This window comes from Simiduia sp. 21SJ11W-1 (assembly GCF_024138675.1).
Taxonomy (GTDB): Bacteria; Pseudomonadota; Gammaproteobacteria; order Pseudomonadales; family Cellvibrionaceae; genus Simiduia.
This window is the reverse complement of record NZ_CP090959.1, coordinates 1,090,978-1,110,717: the sequence shown is the minus strand read 5'-3', so window position 1 is coordinate 1,110,717 and position 19,740 is coordinate 1,090,978. Positions and strand designations below refer to the sequence as shown.

17 protein-coding genes are annotated in these 19,740 nt (G+C 50.8%); 6 read left to right on the top strand and 11 right to left on the bottom strand.

Features of this window, described 5'->3' with window-relative positions:
* Positions 1–20: 20 nt before the first annotated feature.
* On the top strand, positions 21–881 hold the full coding sequence (gene nadC / locus L1F30_RS04915) for a carboxylating nicotinate-nucleotide diphosphorylase (protein ID WP_253360134.1): 861 nt from the start codon (positions 21–23) through the stop codon (positions 879–881).
* 15 nt (positions 882–896) lie between these two features.
* Here the strand turns inward: nadC and L1F30_RS04910 are convergent, their stop codons facing one another.
* The 4 genes from L1F30_RS04910 to L1F30_RS04895 all read right to left on the bottom strand — a co-directional run bounded on the left by L1F30_RS04910 (position 897) and on the right by L1F30_RS04895 (position 4,514).
* Positions 897–1,652, bottom strand: a complete 756-nt coding sequence (locus tag L1F30_RS04910) for a hypothetical protein (RefSeq protein WP_253360132.1) — start codon at positions 1,650–1,652, stop codon at positions 897–899.
* Positions 1,642–2,757: an acyltransferase gene (locus L1F30_RS04905; RefSeq protein WP_253360130.1), complete on the bottom strand. Its 1,116-nt coding sequence runs from the start codon at positions 2,755–2,757 to the stop codon at positions 1,642–1,644. Before L1F30_RS04905 ends, L1F30_RS04910 begins: the two co-directional genes overlap by 11 nt.
* Positions 2,750–3,775, bottom strand: coding sequence for a hypothetical protein (locus L1F30_RS04900; protein WP_253360128.1), 1,026 nt, complete (start codon positions 3,773–3,775; stop codon positions 2,750–2,752). The genes L1F30_RS04905 and L1F30_RS04900 overlap by 8 nt, the downstream gene beginning before the upstream one ends.
* A 223-nt stretch (positions 3,776–3,998) precedes the next feature.
* Positions 3,999–4,514 carry a pilin gene (locus tag L1F30_RS04895; RefSeq protein ID WP_305879921.1) on the bottom strand — a complete coding sequence of 172 codons (516 nt, stop codon included), beginning with the start codon at positions 4,512–4,514 and terminating at the stop codon, positions 3,999–4,001.
* Positions 4,515–4,847: 333 nt separating this feature from the next.
* Between L1F30_RS04895 and pilB the strand changes: the two genes are divergently transcribed.
* From pilB to L1F30_RS04865, 5 genes are read left to right on the top strand one after another with little or no spacing between them, the layout of a single operon-like run.
* Positions 4,848–6,578, top strand: coding sequence for a type IV-A pilus assembly ATPase PilB (gene pilB, locus L1F30_RS04885; RefSeq protein WP_253360126.1), 1,731 nt, complete (start codon positions 4,848–4,850; stop codon positions 6,576–6,578).
* 5 nt (positions 6,579–6,583) lie between these two features.
* Entirely contained in the window at positions 6,584–7,816 is a 1,233-nt protein-coding gene (locus L1F30_RS04880) for a type II secretion system F family protein (RefSeq protein WP_253360124.1), read from the top strand.
* Positions 7,817–7,863: 47 nt separating this feature from the next.
* Positions 7,864–8,709 (top strand): A24 family peptidase, encoded by an 846-nt coding sequence (locus tag L1F30_RS04875; RefSeq protein WP_305879920.1) that lies wholly within the window; start codon positions 7,864–7,866, stop codon positions 8,707–8,709.
* Positions 8,699–9,313 carry a dephospho-CoA kinase gene (coaE, locus tag L1F30_RS04870; RefSeq protein ID WP_253360120.1) on the top strand — a complete coding sequence of 205 codons (615 nt, stop codon included), beginning with the start codon at positions 8,699–8,701 and terminating at the stop codon, positions 9,311–9,313. Before L1F30_RS04875 ends, coaE begins: the two co-directional genes overlap by 11 nt.
* Positions 9,314–9,351: 38 nt before the next feature.
* Positions 9,352–9,561, top strand: a complete 210-nt coding sequence (locus tag L1F30_RS04865; RefSeq protein ID WP_253360111.1) for a DNA gyrase inhibitor YacG — start codon at positions 9,352–9,354, stop codon at positions 9,559–9,561.
* A 52-nt stretch (positions 9,562–9,613) separates the two neighbouring features.
* Here the strand turns inward: L1F30_RS04865 and L1F30_RS04860 are convergent, their stop codons facing one another.
* From L1F30_RS04860 to ftsA, 7 genes are all read right to left on the bottom strand, one after another.
* Positions 9,614–10,582, bottom strand: coding sequence for a Nudix family hydrolase (locus L1F30_RS04860; protein WP_253360109.1), 969 nt, complete (start codon positions 10,580–10,582; stop codon positions 9,614–9,616).
* 3 nt (positions 10,583–10,585) lie between these two features.
* Positions 10,586–11,806, bottom strand: coding sequence for a bifunctional glutamate N-acetyltransferase/amino-acid acetyltransferase ArgJ (gene argJ / locus L1F30_RS04855; RefSeq protein WP_253360107.1), 1,221 nt, complete (start codon positions 11,804–11,806; stop codon positions 10,586–10,588).
* 112 nt (positions 11,807–11,918) lie between these two features.
* On the bottom strand, positions 11,919–14,615 hold the full coding sequence (secA, locus tag L1F30_RS04850) for a preprotein translocase subunit SecA (RefSeq protein WP_253360105.1): 2,697 nt from the start codon (positions 14,613–14,615) through the stop codon (positions 11,919–11,921).
* 96 nt (positions 14,616–14,711) lie between these two features.
* Positions 14,712–15,644 (bottom strand): M23 family metallopeptidase, encoded by a 933-nt coding sequence (locus tag L1F30_RS04845; protein ID WP_253360103.1) that lies wholly within the window; start codon positions 15,642–15,644, stop codon positions 14,712–14,714.
* Between the two features lie 287 nt (positions 15,645–15,931).
* A complete protein-coding gene (lpxC, locus tag L1F30_RS04840) occupies positions 15,932–16,843 on the bottom strand; it encodes a UDP-3-O-acyl-N-acetylglucosamine deacetylase (protein ID WP_253360101.1) in 912 nt (303 codons plus the stop codon).
* 392 nt (positions 16,844–17,235) lie between these two features.
* Positions 17,236–18,402, bottom strand: a complete 1,167-nt coding sequence (ftsZ, locus tag L1F30_RS04835; RefSeq protein WP_253360099.1) for a cell division protein FtsZ — start codon at positions 18,400–18,402, stop codon at positions 17,236–17,238.
* Between the two features lie 85 nt (positions 18,403–18,487).
* Positions 18,488–19,720 carry a cell division protein FtsA gene (gene ftsA / locus L1F30_RS04830; protein ID WP_253360097.1) on the bottom strand — a complete coding sequence of 411 codons (1,233 nt, stop codon included), beginning with the start codon at positions 19,718–19,720 and terminating at the stop codon, positions 18,488–18,490.
* Between the last annotated feature and the right edge of the window lie 20 nt (positions 19,721–19,740).

The following is a 19,740-nucleotide window of genomic DNA, read 5'->3' as shown; positions in this document are numbered from 1 at the left end:
CAAAAATTCGGATGCACCCTATGATATCCCCAGACCAACTCACCCAACAAATCGCCCAGGATCGCACAGCGGCGGTACGCCACGCACTGGCCGAAGACATAGGCTCCGGCGACATCACAGCCCAATTAATTCCCGCAAGCCAAATGGCCCGCGCACGCATTATTACCCGTGAAAACTGCACCATAGCAGGCGCCGAATGGGTGAACGAGGTGTTTAAACAGCTGGACCCAAGCGTTGAAGTAAATTGGCATGTAAAAGACGGCGACCAGGCCCACGCCGATCAACTTTTATTTGAACTCACCGGCAATGCCCGCTCCCTAATGACTGGCGAACGCGCAGCGCTTAACTTTCTGCAGCTGCTCTCTGGCGTGGCAACCAAATGCCGGGAATATGCCGATCTGGTGAAAGGCACTCAAGTGAAATTGCTCGATACCCGCAAAACCATTCCGGGCTTAAGAACCGCGCAAAAATATGCAGTGACCTGCGGCGGCTGCTACAACCACCGCATCGGGCTTTACGATGCGTTTTTGATAAAAGAAAACCACATCATGGCCTGCGGTGGCATAGAGCAAGCCATTCAGGCAGCTCACCAAATTGCCCCCGGCAAGCCTGTGGAAGTGGAAGTGGAAAACCTGCAGGAATTTAATACCGCACTCAATGCCGGTGCCGACATCATCATGCTGGATGAATTTTCAGATGAACACACCCAGCAAGCCGTAGCGCTCAACCGCACCCACAAAAAACCCGCAAAACTTGAGGCCTCAGGCTCCATCAACCGAAAAAACCTACCCAGCAAAGCCGCAAGCGGCGTGGATTACATCTCCATTGGCGCGCTTACGAAACATTGCCGGGCGGTGGATTTGTCGATGAGGGTTTGGTAGTCGCACCAAGGAAAATCAGAATGCAGAAATATCCAAAAACTGTTTTGGGTAACCTGTAGTAGCATCAATTATAGCCACCCAATCGCGCGCCCCTCGAACCATCGGTAGCCACTTACAATTCGGACACTGATCGATAGCCTCATTTACCACAGAATCCATATCCGCCTGCCGCCCCTTTAATTCACGTACAGGTTTTGCCGCCCTTAAAACCTCACCAACATTGAAGCTGGTGTAGTATTCTGGCATCAGGTGTATATCCACGCCTTCCAAGGCAGAAAAAAGAATTCTATTCGACTCCTCGATCGAGTCAGGGAAGCTCACAGAAACAAGGCGTGGCCCGAACCCAAAGGGGTAATCGCCAATTTGCTCGTCAATCTCCTTTCCAGCCAATTCAGAATAGGCAACAACCTCAAACCGGTCCTTTACGAATACTATATACTGGGGCTTGGCCATCAATGCTACATAAACCCCATAAATTAACGCTGAAACCTGCACAAAAACCACGACAAGGTAATCCCTAATCAACTCCGTTTTTGGCTTATTTATATTATAGATGACAAGCGACATAACCGGCCCCAATACCAGCTCTACACCTATCAACACACCATAAATCTTTGCTCCACCCACAAAACTAGACAAACCTTTAGGATACCAAAGGTAAAAAACCAGCATAGCAACACCGGCTGCAACAACAACTGACAGCAACATATGCAACCCAGCTGCGACCAACCTTGCCTTGAGCTGCACAAAATGGCGACCTTCACCTAACATATTTCTTCAGCTCCAAAAATGGCTTTTCAACAACCAAATGCAAAACAAATGAAACAAACATAGTAAGCGAAATATATATCACAAAGAACACCCAAAACTCACCACCCACGAATTCAGACAACTCAATCGATAGTGGTATCATTAAAAGATGAACCAAATATACGGCATAGGACAACTTTGCCATCAACCTAAGAAAGCGGCCCGCCAAAATTCCACGACCAGCCTCTTGCAACCAGACACAAATAGCCACCACAACGGCACACAGCACAGAGAAAAGCAATTGCACAAAATCAACTAAATACCAATTACCTGCATATACCCACGCACTGAAAAACAACAGAAACACCAGAGCAGGAAATGCGCAAAGCATCAATAATTTCAAATTCGATGGAGGTTCAAACACTGGATACTTATGCTTAACCAACCCAACAACAAGCCCCATTAAAATAGGGCAAACAGCATACCAAAACGGCGCACGGTAGAACCAAAAATAATCCTCATAGCCAATAACCCCCCCCATCATAAGCCACTTCAAGAAATAAATTGACAGGATAAAGGAGATTAATAAAAGGATGTAACGCCTGCAATTGACCGCAACTAGCCCCCCGTAAACCAGCAGAGGCGCAACCAAGTAAAACTTCTCTTCCACCCCAACAGACCACAAGGTAACCAGCAACTCCGAATTAAAAAATTCCTGAACAAAGAAGATGTACACCCACAAGGAGGCAGGGTCCCGCTCAACCGACACTTGATAATATGGCACCACACCTAGCCAAACCACGCCAACAATAAAAAGATATAGCGGCAAGATCCGCAACACTCGCTTTAAATAAAAACTACCCACATAGCCAGCAACGCCTGCCTTAGGCCAGGAATTGAGCAAATGATACGAAATAAGAAATCCACTTAGCACGAAAAAAAGGTCAACACCCAGCCAACCATTTACCCAAAGATTAAAGAAAAAACCCTGGGGAGCATCAGGATAAAAATGTATTGCATGCCTCAACAGAACCAAAATAATGGCTATTGCACGCAGCCCATCTAGAGCAGGGAAGTGGCCAGACTTACCAATAACATCGAAATAGCGGCCAACGCCACTAAACATACTTCGAAACCGATTGTTTTCTGAGCTTCCAAATTAACGAATCGACGATATAGTGATGAAAATTTATGGCAGCGTATACAATAACGGCCACTTCAAACACGTTTGCAGCAGAGTAACCGTCTAGTGCAACCTCAATCCCTGAGTACACTACATAGGTAACCAGCACAAAAAATCCAAAATAGATAACTCCCCTTCCTGGCTGACTTAAATAAGAAATAAGCTTCGCCCCCGGCTCAATGCCGGAGCGGTATCTATTCTGGTTAAACAACCAAACAAACATAATATACTGCGCGTTGTGCCAAATATTAATACTCAGCCAACCACTATTGATTTGGTCAATTAGTACATAGGCAACCAAATAAATCGCATAGTGCCCAAGCCCATATAGCAACAAAGTTATCGGCTCCTCATTAGTGCGCCACCCAACCCAGCGGCGAGCCAGCCAAACAACACCCAAAGGCACAGCACAAAGTAAAGCAAAGAAAGCCAACTTATCAGAGACCGGGAGCACCCAAATCGGCATAAACAGAAACTCAGACTCGCCACGAGAAAGCATCCAAATGAATGCAGCCAGAGGTACTGCGTAGAAACAAAGGGTGTCAACGTGGTCAAACCCCTTTGCCTTTTTTGACTTTCGAAGATATGCCTTGGCAATCCCCTCGCTTTGGCGAGAATAGTGAAACCACTGCCAATAGAGGTACACAGTAGCGATAGCGGCACTTCCAGCTAACTTGGAAAGCGCGAAAACACTCACAACCACCAACAACGGGAGCACACTGACTAGCCATAGGTGCCTAGAACGACTGCCAGCATCCATAAGCAGCCTACTATAAGTCGCAATGACGTGATGGTAACCCAGCAACCACAAATCCAGAAGGAACACCAACTCGAAATAGCGAGGGTTAAAATAAACAAAGGCGCCGGATGCTATCGCCACTATAGGCAGCAAAATCAGAAAGGAACAATCTCCAAACCAACCAGAAAACAAGCCTCCACGGCTAAGTGATATCGAACCCATAAACCACCCACCAGCTAGTAGATCAAACAGACAGCACGGGCACGCGGCGGCAGCCCCCAAGAAAATACATGGCCTAGCTGCGCTTGAATAAACACCCAAACGCTCAACCTAACCCCAGCCCATTCCAGCCTAAAAAGTTACCGAACCAAACTGAAGAAAAAGCAAAATATCCAGCAAAAAAAAGGCTGCCAAGGCAGCCTTTCTACTCACACTACAGCAAACATTAAGGCGCAGCAGCTGCAGCTGGGCGACAGTTAGCTGGGCGGTACTTAGCTGGTACAGTACCATTCAGAGAGCAATCCCAAATGATTTGGTTGCCGGCAGAAGCCGCACTGCTCAGATCCAACGCACCACCAGCAGCCGTCACTGGGGAAATTAACAAGGTGCTTTGAGCAGCAGGCAGCACAGCAGGCTTATAGGTAATTGTAATAATACCGCTTTGGGCACTAAGAATTGAAGCTACGTTTTTGTTCGACGTCAATGTGGCTGCGTCTAATGGTGAAGTACCAATAGTTGCACACGATGCAGCATCAGTACACGCCATAGATTGGGGGCCTGCGCTCTGGAAGGTTTCAGAAATCGCAGTTTTAATTGCTGAAGATAAAGTCAAACCCTCAGATACTTTGGCACGAATTGTATAGTCCTGGTAAGCAGGCAGTGCAACAGCAGCCAGAATACCGATGATTGCAACTACAATCATCAATTCAATAAGGGTAAAACCTTTTTGTACGCTTTTCATAAAATGTCTCCACAGACTTTTTAGGTGTTAGGTAATCCGGCTGAAGCAACAAGCATGCCAGAAACGAGAACCCTTGTTCAACCTTGCAGTTGCAAAGGGAGTTAAGCGAGCTATGCGTGCCAGACAGCAGGCTAGGGCCGCAAACAATTGAATTGAAACCTACAAATCAGATCAATAAGTGACAAATTTTGTCAGCTCTGAGGCAACAATACTATCTATAATGGGTAACATGACAAGATTGAATCACTCACCGCAAGCAATAGGCTTGTTTTACATGGGCTTATAAGCCAAAGTTCACCCTAATACACAAGTTAAACCTATGGCGACGTTGTAATGAATGCACCCTCTCCTCAGATTAGCGGCCTTGCACGAAGATTGGTGAAAGATGGTCTCCTCACGGAGGATCTTGCTAAGAACTCGCTCGGGCAGGCAGCAAAAGAGAAAAAACCGCTTGTCCAATATTTGGTCAGCAGTGGCACACTGGATGCTGAATCCATTGCTAACGCCGCATCTGAAGAGTTTGGTACGCCCCTGTTTGATTTGGCGAGCTTAAATGTAGAGTCCATCCCCAAAGACTCCATTGATAGAAAGCTAATCAATAAACATCAAGCCCTGCCCCTATACCGCAGAGGTAACAGGCTATTTGTGGCAATGGCAGACCCTACAAACCTGCACGCCCTGGATGAAATCAAGTTTCAGTCTGGCTGTAGCACCGAAGCAATACTGGTTCACGGCGACAAACTCAGTATTGCCATTGAAAAGTTCCTGAATGCTCAAGAAGAATCCATTGGTGACGCCCTGGGCGGCCTAGACGATGACGCGCTTGAAGACCTGGATATACAAGCGGTAGATGAAGACGGCGGCAAGGACGAAGCTGCCGGCAATGAGGCAGACGAGGCGCCCATTGTTAAGTTCATCAATAAGGTGCTTTTGGATGCCATTAAATCTGGCGCTTCAGATATCCACTTTGAACCCTATGAAAAAGCCTACCGGGTGAGGTTCCGTACAGACGGGATTTTGCAAGAAGTAGCCAGGCCACCCGTGAACCTTGCCACGCGGCTGTCAGCACGTCTTAAGGTAATGTCTCAAATGGACATCTCTGAGCGGCGCGTGCCACAAGATGGCCGCATCAAGATGAAGATATCCAAAACCCGCGCCATCGACTTCCGGGTTAACACACTGCCTACGCTCTTTGGTGAAAAAATTGTACTGCGTATTCTTGACCCCTCCTCGGCCAAGCTGGGTATTGATGCACTGGGCTATGAAGACGCCCAGAAAAAGATCTTTATGGACGCACTGGCCCAACCACAGGGGATGATACTGGTAACAGGCCCTACCGGTTCCGGTAAAACCGTATCGCTCTACACAGGCCTGAATATTCTGAACACGCCTGAAATAAACATCAGCACCGCCGAAGATCCGGTAGAGATTAACCTTGAAGGCATTAACCAGGTTCAGATGAACACCAAGGTGGGCCTTACCTTTGCCGAGGCGCTGCGCTCTTTCCTGCGTCAGGATCCGGATGTGGTGATGGTGGGTGAGATTCGAGACCTGGAAACCGCCGAAATCGGCATTAAGGCCGCCCAAACCGGGCACCTGGTGCTTTCTACACTGCACACCAATAGCGCGCCTGAAACCCTTACCCGCTTGCTTAACATGGGTGTTCCTGCCTTTAACGTGGCCACAACGGTGAGCGTGATTATTGCCCAGCGCCTGGCCAGGCGCCTGTGCAGCAACTGCAAGAAGCCTGCAACCGACATTCCCGATGAAATTCTTACCGAAGAAGGCTTTGATGATATCGGTATTCCCAGGGCAGAATTTGAGCTTTACCACCCGGTAGGTTGCCCACAGTGTAATAATGGGTACAAAGGCCGGGTTGGCGTATATGAAGTGGTTCGCATCACACCTAAGATCTCCAGCATTATAATGGAGGGCGGCAATTCACTTGATATTGCAAAAGCCGCCAAAGAAGAAGGTTTCAACAACCTAAGAATTTCCGCGCTTCGCAAAGCAGCCTGGGGTGTAACCAGCCTCGCAGAAGCTAACCGTGTGACCAAGGATTAACAGCTATGGCAACCGCAAAGGCCTCGGCGCAGGCAAAACCTTCTGTATTTATATATAAAGGTACCGACAAAAAGGGCAGAAAGATCTCTGGTGAAATAGACGGTAGTAGTGCAGCCCTTATTAAAGCGCAACTTTTAAAACAAGGCATCAAGGCAACTACTGTACGTAAAAAGCCAAAGCCAATGTTTGGCGGTGGCGGCAAAAAAATTCAACCGCAAGACGTAGCCATTTTTACACGGCAAATGGCGACCATGATGAAAGCCGGCGTGCCCCTTGTACAAAGCTTCGAGATTGTTGCAGACGGGCAGGAAAACCCGAAACTCAGGGACTTGATTCTAGCTCTGAGGGAGGAGGTAGCCGCGGGTAATAGCTTCGCCAGTGCGCTAAGTAAGCACCCACAATATTTTGACGAATTATTTTGCAATTTAGTTGAGTCCGGTGAGCAATCTGGCGCACTCGAAACAATGTTAGACAGGATTGCAACCTACAAAGAAAAAACAGAAAAAATTAAGGCCAAAATTAAAAAAGCCATGACCTACCCCATTGCGGTAGTTGTAGTTGCAGTGATTGTAACGGGCATTTTGCTTGTAAAAGTCGTACCTCAGTTTGCTGAAACTTTCAGCTCATTCGGCGCAGACCTACCAGCATTTACGGTTTTCGTGCTTAATCTATCTGAATACATGCAAGAGTGGTGGTTCTTTATTTTAATCGGGATAATTGGCTTTGTTTTCCTATTTAAAGAAGCGGTTAAGCGCTCTGAGGCCTTCGCATACCAAGTAGATAAAGCATCACTGAAACTGCCAATTGTTGGGGACATCCTATATAACTCTATCATTGCGCGTTTTGCGCGCACACTCTCCACAACCTTTTCAGCAGGTGTTCCGCTTATCGATGCGTTAACCTCGGTATCTGGCGCTACGGGCAACATGCTTTACAAGGATGCAGTAATTAGAGTGCGCGAGGAAGTGTCTACAGGCATACAGTTAAACACCTCGCTTCGCGCATCAAAAATGTTCCCTGCCATGCTCATTCAAATGACGGCTATTGGTGAAGAATCCGGTGCGCTTGATGACATGCTCGACAAAGTTGCCGAATTCTACGAAGATGCCGTAGACAACATGGTAGACAACCTCACCTCACTGCTTGAACCAATGATCATGGCGGTGCTAGGCATTTTGGTAGGCGGCCTGATGATTGCGATGTACCTGCCAATTTTCCAAATCGGCCAAGTTGTTTAATGATCGAGAACGACTTTTTACGGTCTTTACAAGAACCGCTTTTATTCATGCCCGCCATTACCCTACTGGGGTTGATGGTGGGGAGCTTTCTCAACGTTGTGATTTACAGGCTACCAGAGGTATTAAAGCGCAATTGGGAGGCTGAATGTTGCGAGTTAACGGGCGCGAAACCTAGCGAACCTGAAGAGTTTAACCTAGCCTTCCCCAACTCCCACTGCCCACAGTGCAAGGCCGCCATTAGCCCGATTCACAACATACCGGTGATCAGCTACGTTATGCTCGGTGGCAAATGCCACGCCTGCAGGCAGCCGATATCTGTACGCTACCCGATCATTGAGTTGGCAAGCGCACTACTGAGCCTTGCGGTTGCATGGCATTTTGGGGCAAGCCTTGAAATGCTGTTGATGCTGCCGTTTACCTGGGCGCTGATTACGCTAACCATGATTGACGCAGACACCATGTTGCTGCCTGACGACATCACCCTGCCGCTACTCTGGGCTGGGCTGATTCTCAATAGCTTTGGGCTAATTACCGATTTTCATAGCGCCTTTTGGGGTGCCGTACTTGGTTACGGTGTGCTTTGGTCTGTGTTTTGGCTATTTAAGCTGGTTACGGGCAAAGAGGGTATGGGCTATGGCGACTTTAAATTGCTCGCCGCCATGGGTGCCTGGCTTGGTTGGCAATCACTTCCGCTGATTATTTTGCTTTCTTCACTCGTGGGCGCTGTAATCGGCATCAGCATGATTGTTATTCGTGGCCAGGATAAACAAATCCCCATCCCTTTCGGCCCCTATCTGGCCATAGCGGGCTGGATTGCCATGATGTGGGGCGACCAGATCATCGCAGGCTACCTTGCAGCCTCAGGCATCGCCGACGCAGGCAATGGCCTTTAACACCCCGGTTTTTGGCCTTACAGGTGGCATTGGCAGCGGTAAAAGTACCGCGGCCAGTGCATTTCGCAGCCATGGAATTACGGTGGTAGATGCAGACCAAGTGGCGAGAGAGCCCGTTGAGCCAGGCTCACCGGCGCTTGAAACAATTGAAGAACACTTCGGGCCCAGCATTTTAACCGCCAGTGGCCAACTTAACCGGCCTGCACTCAGGCAGATCATCTTTCAAAACCCGGCCGAAAAACAATGGCTTGAAAATCTACTGCACCCCATCATCCGGGCTTTGATCATCGAACGGCTGCAAGCCGCTGATGCAGGCCCCTACAAAATTCTGGAATCTCCGCTCTTACTTGAGACAGATCAACGCACCTTGGTTAGCGGTGTTATTTTGGTTGATGTAAGCCCGGAGCTGCAAATTGCACGTGCAAGCCAGAGGGATAACAATACGCCCGCACAAATTGAAGCGATTGTGGCAAGCCAAATGCCGCGCGATGAAAAGCTGGCATTGGCTGACTATGTGCTAACCAATGACGGGGCGCCAAGCGCGCTCGTTGAACAGGTGGCTCGTTTACACACCCGCCTTGTGGCGAGCCTGAACGCCCGCTAAGCTAGACGCCTATTCAAATCACAACCTAAAAACGGCTTATGAACGACAGCAAAAAACCCGCCGCACTGGCATGCCCTGTGTGTAAAACACAAGTTCTTTGGACAGAAGCCTTCCCTGCCCGCCCCTTTTGTTCTGAGCGCTGCAGGCTAATCGACTTGGGCGACTGGGCCACTGAATCTCATCGAATTGCGGGAGACCCGGTGATAGATGATTTAATGAGCGAAGATATAGAGGGCAAGCTTCATTGACACCCCGCCTTTAGGCCGCTGATCCGCTATAGGCCACATGCCACCCACAAGCTTAAGCCCACCAGTCACGTACGAATGCCACGCCTTGCCCGCCGCAATCTCGAGCCTTTTGCTCATCAGTCGCGCTCAAGCCACCTAGCGCATAAACAGGAACAGGCGCTTCTGCCACATGTGCTTGAAAACCCTGCCACCCCAAGAGGGATTCGGGGCCATAATCTTTGGTTGCCTTAACTGGCGATAGCAAGGCGAAGGCACAGCCCAAGGCTGCAGCCTGCGCCAGCTCACCCGCACTGTGACAAGATGCAGAGCAATCTACCCCTGCCAAATGCTCGCCTAAGGCCGGCACACCTTGTGCCATTGCGCGAGCAGAAAAATGGCCACCGTAATTGGCAGACTTGCCCAGAAGCGCCGCCATTTTTCCGTAATCACCTTCAAACCATCGCTCATGCCAGTGGATTTTGCAGTGAGTAAGCTCGGCAAGACCTTGGATTATTTTTTCGAGCGAGCCTGCATCATGCACCACCTGCGTAGGCCTTAAAATAAACAGTGATGCTCCGCTGCCCGCAGCCTGAGCAATACGCGCTACATATTGATCAACACTTGTGGCCTCACCACTAATAAAACATTGATGCGGCAAAAGTGCGGCATTCACTATGGGGTAATTGGCATCGGGAAATGTGTAGCCTTTAAGCGCTTTTGGGGTAACCCAACGCACTTCCTGCCCCTCCTTGCCTTCGGCAATGCCATCGAAAGCTGTAACGATGGACACATCAAGGTGCACTGTTTTACCTGGGTAGCGATGCAAAATCTGAATAAGGGGCTCGGTTTGACGTACGTGAATGCCCAGCTCTTCGTGCAGCTCTCGCGTAAGCGCCTCGGTGGCGCTTTCAGTTGGCTCTAACTTGCCACCCGGAAACTCCCAAAGCCCACCCATATGAACATGGGCGGGCCGTTTGGCAATAAGCACTTCACCACGGCTGTTTTTTATGACGGCAGCGGCAACATGCACAACCTTAGACAAACCTTAGCTCCGGTAATCGGCGTTGATTTTCACGTAGTCGTAGGAAAGGTCTGTGGTCCACACCGTATCGTGGGCACTGCCCATACCTAAATCAATGCGGATAGTGATATAAGGCTCGTTCATCACCGCCTGCCCTTGCGCTTCTGTGTAGCTCGCAGCCCTGCCACCATCCTCCACGATGAGCACATCACCTAAATGTACTCTCACTGAATCGGCATTTAGATTGGCAACACCGGCATAACCAATCGCGGCAACAATGCGCCCCCAGTTTGGATCGCTGGCGAACAAGGCCGTCTTAATAAGCGGGGAATGCGCCACAGCATAGGCAACCTTGGTGGCATCGGATTTCTCACGGGCACCAACCACATCAACGGTAACGAATTTGGTAGCACCTTCGCCATCGGACACAATGGCTTTCGCCAATGATTGATGAACTTCAATAATGGCGCTCTTCAGCTGCTCGTAATACTCGCCCCGCGCCTCAGAGAGCTCGGCCAAACCGGTGCCTCCGGTTGCGATAAGCACACCGGAATCGTTGGTGGAGGTGTCGCCGTCTACCGTAATGCGATTAAACGAGCGATCGGTTGCTTCGCGCAGCATGGCTTGCAACAAAGGCTGCGCCACTTTGGCATTGGTAGCCACGTAGCCTAGCATGGTGGCCATATTTGGCTTAATCATACCCGAGCCTTTGGCGATACCTGATACCACAATGCGCTCGCCCTGATACTCAAAGCACACACTCGCGCCTTTTGGCCGGGTATCGGTTGTTAAAATGCCATGGGCGGCATTTTCCCACTCGTGCTCTGAAAGGCTTTTTACGGCCTCTGGCAGTACCGCAAGAATTTTTTCAACGGGTAAGGGTTCACCTATCACTCCTGTTGAAAATGGCAGCACCAGGCTTTCTTCTGTGCCACACAACGAGGCAACAGATTGGCAAACGCGGCTTGCATTTTCACGCCCGGGCAAACCCGTACAGGCATTAGCATTACCGGTATTGGTTACGAAAAAGCGCGGCTGGCCTTGTGCCAAACGCTCTTTACACAGCGTTACAGGTGCCGCGCAGAATGCGTTGGTGGTAAACACACCGGCCACGGTGGAACCCGCCTGCGCCTCCATTACCACAACGTCGCGGCGGCCAGGGCGCTTGATGCCGGCACTTGCAACACCTAGTTTAAAACCCGCAACCGTGTGCATTTCGGGAAATGTTGCTTCACCTATTGCCATATTGCCACCCATTCCTTTTAAAGATGCCCGTTTAATCCGCCTTAGTAATTAAAGGCGTACTGTAATTTTGCCAAAAAAAAGGCTGCCAAGGCAGCCTTTTTATAGAGAGTGCTTAAGTTAACTTCCCGTGGCACTGCTTGTACTTTTTACCAGAACCACAGGGGCAGTTGTCGTTACGGCCCACTTTCTGCCCCGGGCGCACAAACGGCTTGGCCTGATCAGGCTCTGCTGGTGCCTCACCCATGGCATTCATCTCCGCGTGTTGCAGCTGCATTTTCTGCTTGGCCAGGGCCTCTGCACGCTTGCGCTCCATTTCATCCATTTGCTCTTGAGTGATAGGCTCAACGCGCGCTAACACCTTAATTACCTCAAGCTTGATGGTGTTCAACATACTTTGGAACAGCTCGAAAGCTTCACGCTTGTATTCCTGCTTGGGGTTGCGTTGAGCGTAAGCACGCAGGCCAATACCCTGGCGCAAGTGATCCATAGCAGCGAGATGCTCCTTCCACTGCATATCCAGCACTTGCAGCATGATTTGGCGCTCGATGTCTTTGATCACATCGCCAAAACGGGCGCACTTTTCATCGTAGGCACGTTGCGCTTTTTCAAGTACGCGCTCGCGCACAGTGGCCTCATGCACACTCTTGTCTTCGTCCAGCCACTGCTGAACGGGTAACTTCAAGCCAAGCTCCACCTCTAAGGCAGACTCAAGCCCGGCAATATCCCACTGCTCTTCCATACTTTGAGGCGGAATGAAGCCATCGATAATGTCGTTTACCACATCGACCCGCACCGCGGTAATGGTTTCAGAAATGGTTTCCGCTTCCAGTAATCCATTGCGCTGCTGGTAAACAATCTGACGCTGATCATTGGCGATGTCATCGTATTCCAGCAACTGCTTGCGAATGTCGAAGTTTCGGCCTTCAACCTTACGCTGCGCCTTTTCAATGGCATTGGTTACCATCCGGTGCTCGATGGCTTCACCTTTTTCCATGCCCAGCGCTTTCATGAAGTTGCGCACACGATCTGAGGCGAAGATACGCATGAGGTTATCTTCAAGCGACAAATAAAAACGAGACATGCCCGGGTCGCCTTGGCGCCCTGCCCGGCCGCGAAGCTGGTTATCGATACGGCGAGACTCGTGACGCTCTGTACCAATAATGTGCAAACCGCCCGCCTCAATCACCAGATCATGGCGCTTTTGCCAGTCGGCTTTTAAAGCATCTTTTTGTGCATCGGTTGGCTCTTTCAGCTCGGCAAGCTCTGCCTCCCAATTGCCCCCCAGCACAATATCAGTACCGCGGCCCGCCATATTGGTTGCGATGGTAACCGCACCCGGGCGGCCTGCCTGGGCAATAATTTCGGCTTCTTTTTCGTGGAATTTTGCATTGAGCACCTGATGCTTGATACCTGCTTTTTTCAAGCGCGCAGACATCATCTCGGAGGTTTCAATAGACGCCGTGCCCACCAGCACCGGCGCATGCTTTTCAATGCAGGCTTTTACATCTTCAACAATGGCGTCGTACTTTTCCTCAACCGTGAGGAATATCAGGTCGTTCAAATCCTTACGCTGGATAGGCTTGTTGGTGGGAATAACCACCACATCCAGGCCGTAGATCTGCCGAAATTCAAAGGCTTCGGTGTCGGCGGTACCGGTCATACCTGAAAGGCCATCGTACAACCGGAAATAATTCTGGAAGGTAATGGAAGCCAGTGTTTGGCTTTCATTTTGAATGTTTACACCTTCTTTTGCTTCCAGTGCCTGGTGCAGGCCTTCTGATAAACGGCGCCCGGGCATCGAGCGGCCGGTGTGCTCATCAATGAGCATCACCTGGCCTTCCTGCACAATGTAGTCCACGTTTTTTTGGAATAGGGTGTGCGCTTTGAGCGCCGCGTGTACGTGGTGCAAGAGGCTTAAGTTAGTTGCAGCATAGAGGCTGTCGTCTTGCTGGAGCATGCCCGCCTGAATCAGCATATCTTCAATGGCCTGATGGCCATCTTCCGTCAGCTCAACCTGGCGCGCCTTTTCATCCAGTTGGTAATGGCCCGGGTCTTCTTCTGTGGGCGCTTTAAGCTTGGGAATCATGCCGTTCATGAGCTTGTAGAGCTCGGAGCTGTCTTCGGCTGCACCTGAAATAATCAGCGGCGTGCGCGCCTCATCGATGAGAATGGAGTCAACTTCATCGATCACGGCAAAATTTAATTCCCGCTGGTAGCGATCGTCTTTACGCAGCGCCATATTATCGCGCAGGTAATCAAAACCAAACTCGTTGTTGGTGCCGTAGGTAATATCCGCCTGATAGGCTTTGCGCTTCTCCTCCGGGTCTTGCATGGAGCGAATAACACCCACGCTTAAGCCCAGGAAGTTATACAGCGGTGCCATCCAGGCGGCATCACGGGCGGCGAGGTAATCGTTCACGGTGACGATGTGCACACCCTTGCCTGAAATAGCATTCAGGTAAGCGGCCAGCGTAGACATCAGCGTTTTACCTTCACCGGTACGCATTTCGGCAATGCGCCCTTCGTGCAGCGTCATGCCGCCAATCAGCTGAACATCAAAGTGACGCATAGACATCACCCGGCGCGAAGCTTCACGGCACACAGCAAAGGCCTCTGGCAGTAGGTTGTCTAGGCTTGCGCCGTCAGCATGGCGCTGCTTGAACTCGCCGGTTTTGGCGGCAAGGTCTGCATCGCTCAGCTGTTTTAATCCGTCTTCAAGGTCATTTATTTTATTTACGACCTTGCCCATGCGCTTCAGTTCACGGTCGTTTTTGGTGCCAAAAATGGCCTTTAGCATCTTGCTAATCATGATATTTCCGAATGTACGTACAGGTTGCCGCCAGCGGGCGGTTAAAGGGTGTCAAGTAAACAGAAAGGTGCCCTTGAACGCAAGGGCTCTGGGGCCTCAGCGGGCCGCGCGGTGGATATAGGCTGCAGGGTCGACTGGGCGACCGTGTTTGTATACTTCAAAGTGAACGTGCGGGCCGGTAGAGCGGCCGCTGGTGCCCATCAGGGCAATAACCTGCCCTTTTTTCACGATATCACCCACTTTCACTTTAACTTCAGAGTTGTGAGCGTAGCGGGTAGAAAAACCATTGCCGTGGTTTATTTCAACCAGGTCGCCATAGCCATGACGCTTGCCGGCCCAGGTAACTACACCGGCGGCCACAGAGATAACATCAGAGCCCATTTTACCGGCAAAATCCACGCCTGAATGCCAGGCAACGCGGCCTGTGAAAGGATCTGTGCGGCGGCCATAGCGTGAAGACATCCAGCCTTTGGTCACCGGGCGCCCGGCCAGAAAAACATCATTTTGGATTTTACGCTTGGCCAGCAGGGCCTCGAGTATTTCGAGCTGCTGTTCGCGGTTTTCAATTTGGTCTGTCAGCTGATCGATGGCATCAAGGAATTCGGGGGCGGTGAAGGCATCGCCAAGCGACGCCGACTCAGGCCCACCAAGGGCGGGTGCCTGGCTAAAATCGAACTCGCCTTCATCAAGCTTAGCGATAGTGGTTAATCGCTCGCCCAGGGCGTCAAGGCGAACCAAGCGGGCCTGCAGCTCAGCCATGCGCAGGGTAATGGCAGCCAGCTGCTGCTGTGCATGACGGCGGGTTTCTTCCACCTGGACACGCTGGTCAGCCAAATCCTGATTCCAGGTTTTAGCGGTATCTGGGGTAAATAGATCTGCACCGTCGCCCTTTGCCCACTCAAGGCCCGCCACCACGCCTACGCCTGCAGGCAGGCCGATGAGGCACGCCGACAAGACAGCACGGGTCCAGCCACCCAGCGTAAAGCTGCGTGTACTGCCGTGGCGTTGACTGACCAAGATTACTTTCATCAGGCCTTCTGGGTTCGATTAAACAACGGTGAAATAGTTGTTGTTATGAATTTACGCTCATAACGCAAGTTAAGCACATCTGCTCGGCCTCTTGCCGAGGGCAGCGCATTTTACGCGCCAAATGGCATCACTTCCGTCTATGGCATCACAATCACCGTGGGCAGCCAACGAAAGTACCAGACCTTCGCGAATACCCAATATGCCATATTTCAATTATCAGCAACTGAAATATGGCATACAAATCAAGGAATTACCAACGATACGCGACAAGCTACCTTAACAGTAGATCACATCGCAAGGATGGGCTTTATGTAGGAGATAGGCGCAACCTTTTCATCTTCAAAGGTCACCACTTCCCAGGCGTCTTCTTGCGCGATCAGCTGGCGCAACGACTTGTTATTCAATGCATGGCCCGACTTATGCGCCTTAAACTCACCAATCAAGCTATTGCCCAACAGGTAAAGGTCGCCGATGGCATCGAGCACCTTGTGCTTTACGAACTCGTCTTCGTAACGCAGGCCATCCTCATTAACCACGCGGTAATCATCTACCACGATGGCGTTGTCCACACTGCCACCCTTGGCCAGGCCCTTGGAGCGCAGGTACTCAATTTCGTGCATGAAACCAAAGGTACGGGCACGGCTCACTTCTTTTACAAAGGAGGTGCTTGAGAAATCGAGGCTTGCATTGAGCGTGCGGCCGTTAAATACCGGGTGATCGAAGTCGATGCTAAACGTGACCTTGAAGCCATCAAAAGGCAGGAAAGAGGCCACTTTATCGCCATCTTTCACAACCACTGGGCGCTTGATGCGGATAAACTTCTTGGCAGCCTTCTGCTCTTCAATACCGGCAGACTGAATAAGAAACACAAAGGGGCCGGCACTGCCATCCATGATAGGTACTTCAGAGGCAGACACCTCGACAATGGCGTTATCAATACCTAAGCCCGCCATGGCACTGAGCAGGTGCTCAACAGTAGACACACGCACATCACCCTTCACCAAAGTGGTAGATAAGGTGGTATCCCCAACGTTGGCGGCTTTCGCCTCAATTTCCACAACGGGGTTTAAATCGGTTCTGCGGAATACAATGCCCGTATCAACAGGCGCTGGCTTCAACGTCAGGTAAACCTTTTCGCCCGTGTGCAGGCCTACGCCTGTTGCGCGGATGGGGTTTTTTAAAGTGCGCTGTCTGATCATATTTCACCGTGTCTTTAACATGTTGATGGCGCATCCATTACGCACGGGCGCCGAAGTTCATACCTTTCAGGAAGGCCAATATTGGCCTTCATGTGCGGATGTTGCCGCTCGCGCCATTAACCCTTCCTTAACAGAGGGGGGTAAAAGGGCTAAAGCACTACCGCTGCCCGCTTTTGGCTACTGAACTTCGGCGTTCACACTCGCTTTCTAAAATAAGCAGCATGAAGTCGAATAATTCGTACCAGAGGCTCGCCATTTTGGCCAAAAAGTCGTGACGATACGGCCAAAGAACCAAAATCCTCTGGAAAGCGGCGAATATTACCAAAAATTGGACACTTAAACCAACACTTAAGTTCCAAGCGCCCTTTGGCGAATAATCGCAAGCCTTCGAATTAATCCGCTTGCCGACGCAGGAAAGCCGGGATATCAAACAGCTCCATATCCTTTTCCTGGGCCGCAACCGCCGTGCCACCACCACCGGCAGCCGCTTGCTTGCGACGCTGGTAGGTTGGCGTGTCGAAATCCTCCGGCGAATTCACCTTCTGGCGCGCAGTGTTATCTACCACTACAGAAGCCTTGGGCTTTGGGGCCTCTTGCTTCACTACCGGGCCCAAGCCTGTGGCCACAACGGTTACACGCAGCTCGTCTTTCATTTCCGGGTCGATCACTGTGCCAACCACAACAGTAGCATCTGCCGAGGCAAACTCGCCCACGGTATCGCCCACTTCGGTAAATTCACCCAGCGACAAATCAATGCCGGCGGTAATGTTAACCAGAATGCCACGGGCGCCTTGCAAATCCACATCTTCCAGCAAGGGGCTGCGAATGGCGGCTTCGGCGGCTTCACGTGCACGGTTCTCGCCAGAAGCAACACCGGTACCCATCATTGCCATGCCCATTTCAGACATCACCGTGCGAACGTCGGCAAAGTCGACGTTGATCATGCCCGGCCGAATAATGAGATCAGCAATGCCCTGTACGGCGCCCAACAACACGTTGTTGGCAGCTTTAAAGGCATCCAGCAAGCTGGTTTTTGTACCCAATACCGACAGTAGCTTCTCGTTGGGAATGGTGATCAGCGAATCAACACGCTCAGACAATTCGCGAATACCCGCATCGGCGATGGCCATGCGCTTTTTGCCTTCAAACGGGAATGGCTTGGTAACCACAGCCACGGTCAAGATACCCATTTCACGGGCGACTTCGGCCACAACCGGCGCGCCACCGGTACCCGTACCACCGCCCATACCGGCAGTTACGAATACCATATCGGCACCTTCCAGAATTTCAGCGATGCGCTCGCGATCTTCCATAGCCGCCTGACGCCCCACCTCAGGGTTGGCGCCAGCGCCAAGGCCTTTGGTCATGGAGTTGCCAAGCTGCAACACGGTTTTGGCATCTACATCTTTTAACGCTTGAGCATCGGTGTTAGCACACACGAACTCTACACCCTCTATGTCGCTGGCAATCATGTGCTTCACAGCGTTACCGCCGCCACCGCCCACACCAACAACTTTAATTACCGCGTTCTGCGGTACGCTATCGACTAGTTCAAACATGGTATATCCCCTCTGTTGTAGCGATTTCCAAATCTTTTAAAAACACGTTATGAATGCAATTTTGATGAATCATGAACATCACACTCTAAAAATTTTCTGCCAACCAGGCTTTTGCTCTGGTCCACCAGCTTGCGCCTTGACTGCGTTGTGATTGCACGGGTCTCCCTTCCTGTTGCTTCATTCCATAAAATAACAAGCCCACACCTGTGGAATAGATAGGATTGTTGACGATATCGCTTAAGCCGCGAATATTTTGCGGCGCGCCCAGGCGTACCGGCATGTGAAATATTTCTTCGGCCAACTCAACAACACCCTCCATTTTTGATGTGCCACCGGTTAACACAATGCCGGCGGCCACCAAATCTTCGTAACCACTGCGGCGCAGCTCTGCCTGCACCAAGGTAAACAGTTCGTCGTAACGCGGCTCTACCACTTCTGCCAGTGCCTGGCGGGAAAGCTCTCTGGGTTCACGATCCCCCACACTTGGCACTTTAATGGTTTCATCGGCGCCGGTAAGTTTCGCCAGCGCACAGGCGTATTTGATTTTAATTTCTTCTGCGTGCGCAGTGGGCGTGCGCAACGCCATGGCGATATCGTTGGTTACCTGGTCGCCGGCAATAGGAATAGACTTGGTATGACGGATACTGCCATCGGTAAAAATGGCGATGTCTGTGGTGCCACCGCCAATGTCCACCAGGCAAACACCCAGGCTTTTTTCATCATCGGTCAATACGGCGTAGCTTGAGGCCAGCTGCTCTAAAATAATGTCGTCTACTTCAAGGCCGCAGCGCTTAATACACTTTTCAATATTTTGGGCAGCGTTGACTGCGCACGTAACCAAGTGCACCTTTGCCTCCAGGCGCACGCCCGACATCCCGAGTGGCTCGCGCACACCTTCTTGATTATCAATAAGGTATTCCTGCGGCAAAATATGCAAAATCTTTTGATCTGCCGGAATGGCCACGGCTTGTGCAGCGTCTATTACACGGTCTACATCCTGGCTAAACACTTCGCGATCTTTAATTGCCACAATACCGTGGGAATTAAGGCTACTTATGTGACTGCCGGCTATGCCCGCGTAAACGGCATCAATTTGGCAGCCCGCCATCAGCTCAGCCTCTTCTACCGCCCGCTGAATGGAATGCACGGTGGATTCAATATTAACAACCACGCCCTTTTTCAAGCCGATGGATTTATGCGAGCCAATACCCACGATTTCCAGCTCACCATCACCAGAAACAGCGCCGACGATTGCCACCACTTTTGAAGTGCCAATATCCAGGCCTACGATCATGCGGCTCTCGTTCACCGGGGGCATAGTGTTAACCTCATTTTGTC

Bases quoted from the DNA above. Each gene is read 5' to 3' on its own strand.
- L1F30_RS04910 (WP_253360132.1), bottom strand. From the start codon at position 1,652: ATGTTAGGTGAAGGTCGCCATTTTGTGCAGCTCAAGGCAAGGTTGGTC.
- coaE (WP_253360120.1), top strand. From the start codon at position 8,699: ATGGCCTTTAACACCCCGGTTTTTGGCCTTACAGGTGGCATTGGCAGC.
- L1F30_RS04865 (WP_253360111.1), top strand. From the start codon at position 9,352: ATGAACGACAGCAAAAAACCCGCCGCACTGGCATGCCCTGTGTGTAAA.
- nadC (WP_253360134.1), top strand. From the start codon at position 21: ATGATATCCCCAGACCAACTCACCCAACAAATCGCCCAGGATCGCACA.
- ftsA (WP_253360097.1), bottom strand. From the start codon at position 19,720: ATGCCCCCGGTGAACGAGAGCCGCATGATCGTAGGCCTGGATATTGGC.
- L1F30_RS04900 (WP_253360128.1), bottom strand. From the start codon at position 3,775: ATGGGTTCGATATCACTTAGCCGTGGAGGCTTGTTTTCTGGTTGGTTT.
- L1F30_RS04875 (WP_305879920.1), top strand. From the start codon at position 7,864: ATGCCCGCCATTACCCTACTGGGGTTGATGGTGGGGAGCTTTCTCAAC.
- argJ (WP_253360107.1), bottom strand. From the start codon at position 11,806: ATGGCAATAGGTGAAGCAACATTTCCCGAAATGCACACGGTTGCGGGT.
- ftsZ (WP_253360099.1), bottom strand. From the start codon at position 18,402: ATGTTTGAACTAGTCGATAGCGTACCGCAGAACGCGGTAATTAAAGTT.
- secA (WP_253360105.1), bottom strand. From the start codon at position 14,615: ATGATTAGCAAGATGCTAAAGGCCATTTTTGGCACCAAAAACGACCGT.
- L1F30_RS04905 (WP_253360130.1), bottom strand. From the start codon at position 2,757: ATGTTTAGTGGCGTTGGCCGCTATTTCGATGTTATTGGTAAGTCTGGC.
- lpxC (WP_253360101.1), bottom strand. From the start codon at position 16,843: ATGATCAGACAGCGCACTTTAAAAAACCCCATCCGCGCAACAGGCGTA.
- pilB (WP_253360126.1), top strand. From the start codon at position 4,848: ATGAATGCACCCTCTCCTCAGATTAGCGGCCTTGCACGAAGATTGGTG.
- L1F30_RS04845 (WP_253360103.1), bottom strand. From the start codon at position 15,644: ATGAAAGTAATCTTGGTCAGTCAACGCCACGGCAGTACACGCAGCTTT.
- L1F30_RS04895 (WP_305879921.1), bottom strand. From the start codon at position 4,514: ATGAAAAGCGTACAAAAAGGTTTTACCCTTATTGAATTGATGATTGTA.
- L1F30_RS04880 (WP_253360124.1), top strand. From the start codon at position 6,584: ATGGCAACCGCAAAGGCCTCGGCGCAGGCAAAACCTTCTGTATTTATA.